3 protein-coding genes are annotated in these 4,806 nt (G+C 49.5%); 2 read left to right on the top strand and 1 reads right to left on the bottom strand.

The annotated features are described in order from the left end of the window. Positions 1-444: 444 nt before the first annotated feature. Entirely contained in the window at positions 445-3,192 is a 2,748-nt protein-coding gene (gene polA / locus KDK14_RS13655) for a DNA polymerase I (protein ID WP_257265720.1), read from the bottom strand. Positions 3,193-3,281: 89 nt separating this feature from the next. Here polA and KDK14_RS13650 point away from each other — a divergent pair, with 89 nt between their 5' ends. Beyond that, positions 3,282-3,695, top strand: coding sequence for a DUF2782 domain-containing protein (locus KDK14_RS13650; protein ID WP_257265719.1), 414 nt, complete (start codon positions 3,282-3,284; stop codon positions 3,693-3,695). Positions 3,696-3,731: 36 nt separating this feature from the next. Then, positions 3,732-4,721 carry a homoserine kinase gene (locus tag KDK14_RS13645; protein ID WP_257265718.1) on the top strand — a complete coding sequence of 330 codons (990 nt, stop codon included), beginning with the start codon at positions 3,732-3,734 and terminating at the stop codon, positions 4,719-4,721. Positions 4,722-4,806: the final 85 nt, after the last annotated feature.

Raw genomic sequence — 4,806 nt, 5'->3', positions numbered from 1 at the left:
AGTACCAGCCCAAGTAGCCAGAAATATTCGATTCCATATGGCCAGCTACTTATACTGAATTAGACTGCATAAAAACTCGGCACAAAAAAAAACCAGTATTCGGGGAAAGAATACTGGCTATATAGCGTCGGCTACAGGGAGCAACCTACAGCTTAAGTTAATGTCAACACAAAACACACAATAAGGGTAAGAAATCAGAGCGTGCCACTACTTTTTTCTTACCCTCATATATTCAGACAAGCAAAATTTCAAAAAGTTCCCTGAAAATGAAAAAAAATTTAACCCATAGCAGTTATACCAATTCCGCCTACTGAATATGATAGCGAGCACGTCATTCTGGAGCCGGGCAAGAAGGGTAATAACACGGCTATTGCAAGGAATTCCAACAAAGATCCAGCTGTCCAAAATGGCTATGCAGCCCATATTCAGAAGCTGGAATTGGTATTAGTGGGCTTCGTCCCAGTTATCCCCAATACCCACTTCAACCAAAAGTGGCACAGAGAGCCGGGCAGCACTGGACATCTGCTCTTTTATCTTGTCAACAACGGTCTCTACACTCTCATGGGCAACCTCAAGCACCAGTTCATCATGAACCTGCATAATGACGCGGGCATCAAGCCCTGACGTTTTCAACCACTCATCAACCCTGATCATTGCTTGCTTGATAATATCGGCGGCAGTCCCCTGCATAGGCGCATTGATCGCTGTTCGCTCAGCCCCCTGGCGGCGCGTACTGGTTCTGGCATTGATTTCCGGCAGATACAGACGACGACCTGATATTGTCTCCACGTACCCCTTTTCCCGGGCGAAGTCTTTGGTGACTTCCATGTACCTTAAAACCCCCGGATAGCGTGCAAAGTACAGGTCGATATATTCCTGTGCCGATTTCCTGGATACCCCCAGCTGTTTGGCAAGTCCAAACGAAGACATACCATAGATCAGGCCAAAGTTAATGGCCTTGGCACTGCGTCGCTGATCCGTCGTTACCTCATCCAGCGCCACGCCAAACACGTCAGCCGCCGTTGCCTTATGGATATCGAGACCATGGGCAAAAGCATCCAGCAGGCCTTTATCGCCAGATAAATGTGCCATGATTCTCAGCTCAATCTGTGAGTAATCTGCAGCTACAAGCTTGTAGCCTTCCGGAGCAATAAACGCCTGTCGTACCCGACGGCCTTCCGGTGTTCGAATGGGAATATTCTGCAGGTTAGGGTCCGAGGAGGAGAGTCGTCCAGTGGCTGTGACTGCCTGATGGTAAGAGGTATGGATTCGTCCTGTCGTTCCATTAATCATCTGCGGTAGTTTATCGGTATAGGTGGACTTGAGCTTGCTCAGACCCCGATGCTCAAGCACAAGCCTGGGGAGTTCATAATCCAGGGCAAGCTCCTGCAGTACCTCTTCTGCGGTGGATGGCTGCCCCTTGGGGGTTTTCTTGATAACTGGCAGCTGTAGTTTATCAAACAAAAGCGCCTGCAACTGTTTGGGTGATGATAAATTAAATACCTCACCTGCCGCATCGTGCGCCGCTTGTTCCAACGACTTGAGGCGTTGGCCAATCTCCAGACTCTGCTGTTTAAGCAAGACACCGTCAACCAGGGCACCGTGACGCTCAATACGTGAAAGAATATCCACCAACGGCATTTCTATTTTTTGGAAAACCTGCTGCAAGGCAGGTTCAGACTGCAACTGCCCCCAGATGGCCTGATGCAGACGTAAAGTGATATCGGCATCTTCTGCCGCATAGGGGCCAGCTATCTCAAGCCCAACCTGATTAAACGTCAGTTGTTTAATACCTTTGCCAGCAATATCCTCATATTTGATGGTTTTATAACCCAGATAATATTTAGCCAGGGCATCCATATTGTGACGGGTGGCTACGGAGTTCAAACAGTAGGACTCAAGCATGGTATCAAAAGCGACCCCCTGCATTTGAATGTCGTATTGGGCCAGCACGCTTTGGTCGTACTTAATGTTCTGGCCTACTTTGGGTTTCGCCGGGTCTTCCAGCAGCGGTTTCAATTTTGCCAGTACCCACTCTCTTTTCAGCTGGGTCGGCACCCCCAGATAATCATGGGCAACAGGTACATAAACCGCCTTGCCAGGCTCAATGGCAAATGAGACACCCACCAGGTCAGCCACCATGTAATCCAGGCTGGTGGTTTCGGTATCGAAGGCAAACAGCTGTGCGGCTTCAAGCTGTTTCATCCAGTCCAGAAATTCCTTCTCATCCGTAACCACTGAATACTCGCCGGTAGCGCCTGATGCTGTGCCGTCAGACTCATGACTGGCTGAAAAAAAGCCATCTTTATCCAACTCAGCAATCAACGTCCTGAATTCGTACTCTTTAAACAGCGCTAACAGTTGCTCTTGGTCAACGGGCTGCATCGCCAGATTATCAATGGAAACCGGCAGTGCTACATCGGTCTTGATGGTGGCCAGCTGCCGGGATAGCATCACAGTCTCTTGATGCTCTGTGAACTTCCCGGCGAAGTTTTTGCTCCCCCGAAACCCAAGTGCCGCCACCTCATCCAGCCGCCCGGCAATCTCATCGATACTGCCGATACCATTAAGCAGAGCCAACGCAGTTTTCTCACCAACACCGGGCATGCCGGGGATGTTATCGCTGGTGTCACCCATCAATGCCAGATAATCAATAATCAGGTTGGCCGGAATACCAAACCTGCTCTCAACTCCCTGTTGATCGGTATACACATCGTTCATGGTATCAATCAGCGACACATGCTCAGTCACCAGCTGGGCAATATCCTTGTCACCGGTGGAAATGATGGTATTGATCTTTTTCTCGGTTGCCTGTCTGGCCAGCGTACCAATCACATCATCCGCCTCAACGCCGTCAATCATTAACAGGGGCAGACCAAGAGCCCGGACAATTTGATGTATTGGCTCTATTTGCGAGCGCAAGTCGTCCGGCATGGGCTTTCGGGTGGCTTTGTACTCGCTGTACAGGTCATGGCGGAAGTTTTTTCCCCTGGCATCAAAAATGACCGCAACATGGCTATCCTGATACTGACGCATCAGACTGCGCAACATATTCGTCATGACCCGGATAGCCCCCGTTGGTCGACCATCAGCCGTGCGCAGATTGGCACGCTCAGAAGCATGAAATGCGCGATAGAGGTAAGATGAGCCATCGACGAGTATGAGTGGCGGTGTACTGACTGGTTCTGACATGGATTACGAACTCACTTACGATTCTGGATAACTGGGTATAAAATGCTGGCAGTTTAATGGTTTCCACCGCAATTAGCATGAGGCTCCTGATGAAACCCTCCAAAAAAAGAGTGCAGTTGGCTCTGGTTTTCTTACCCTTGTTACTTTTTGGTTGTGCGGCTCACGGTCCGGAAGGTTCAAGGCCGGAGCTGCCAACAGGCCATACGGATTCACCCAAGGGCCCGCCAGCCGTTGTGTTTGCTGATGAAGCCATTAAAAAGATTCCCGGACACCTGCGCCCTGAAGCACTGGAGAACAGGGATGGCACATCGGTAGTGATTCGCACCGGTGATTCCAGAACCTATAAAGAGTACCGGGTCGGTGGCCAGCTTTATGCCATTCAGGTGATTCCCAAGGTGGGTAAGCCTTACTACCTGATTGCCACGGATAATGAAGGCAACCCCATTGACCCGACAAAACGTACCTTGCTAGTGCCTTCATGGACCATTTTTGAGTGGCACTGAGCACCACAAATCTAACTATTTCAGGACAGGGACTTCATGTCTGTTTATACCCATTTGACACAGCAGGATATTGCACAACTTCTGACGCGTTACGACATGGGTGTCTTGACATCCTTCAAAGGCATTGAAAGTGGTGTTGAGAACACCAACTACTTTCTTGACGTTGATGATAACGGCCAGCTGCGACGTTATGTATTAACGCTGTTTGAGTACCTGCCAGCGGACACATTACCCTTTTTCATCAACTATACCGATGCGCTTAAAGCCTCCGGTTTGCCTGTGCCCAATCCGATCAGAGATAAACGCGACGTTGCCCTCCAGTCGGTAAAGGGCAAACCTGCGCTGATTGTGCCATGCTTTGCCGGGCACCATCCTGACGCCACAAACCTCACTGTGAACCAATGCCAGCAGATTGGTGCTATGCTGGCAAAAATCCACAGGGCAGGACAAGGTTCCTCCCTTTATCAGGAGAACCAGCGAGGACTTTCCTGGCTTGATGCCCAGCAGCAAAGACTCATTCCATTGCTTGGCAAGGATGATGCCCACTTTATGGCTGAGCAATGGCAAAGCATCTGTGATGCACTCAAGGCATTTGCCAATTTGCCAACCGGGTTGATTCATGGCGACCTGTTTCATAATAATGTGCTGTTTGAACAAGGTAGAATCTCAGCCGTGATCGACTTCTATCAGGCCTGCAATGATTGGCTGATCTATGACCTGGCGGTAACTGTAAACGACTGGTGTCTTACTGATGCGTTTGAACTGGATGGCCAACGCATAAAAGCACTCACTGAGTCGTATGCGCAGGTCCGGCCTCTTACCAGGAATGAGCAAAAAGCCTGGCCAATCATGTTGCGGCTGGCCGCCTTCAGATTCTGGGTGTCGCGGCTGATTACTTTTGTGTATCCGGAAACGCAGCCAGGCAATGAGCAGGAGGAAAACCTCCTGCGTCACTTTCTTGATCCGAATAAATTCAGGGATATGTTGCGAAAACGAACAGAATTATTGTTTGGTATCAATACCTGAAAGACAGGTTGAATGGTATTGGTTTCATTTCAAGGCTCTGCAGTCTGATAAAACAGAACGCCATTGGTATTGTGGACGATTGTTT

The organism is Endozoicomonas sp. ONNA2, assembly GCF_024606365.1.
GTDB lineage: Bacteria > Pseudomonadota > Gammaproteobacteria > Pseudomonadales > Endozoicomonadaceae > Endozoicomonas.
This window is presented reverse-complemented; position numbering and strand designations above follow the sequence as displayed.

Coding starts and splice junctions, on each gene's coding strand:
- polA (WP_257265720.1), bottom strand. CDS start 3,192: ATGTCAGAACCAGTCAGTACACCGCCACTCATACTCGTCGATGGCTCA.
- KDK14_RS13650 (WP_257265719.1), top strand. CDS start 3,282: ATGAAACCCTCCAAAAAAAGAGTGCAGTTGGCTCTGGTTTTCTTACCC.
- KDK14_RS13645 (WP_257265718.1), top strand. CDS start 3,732: ATGTCTGTTTATACCCATTTGACACAGCAGGATATTGCACAACTTCTG.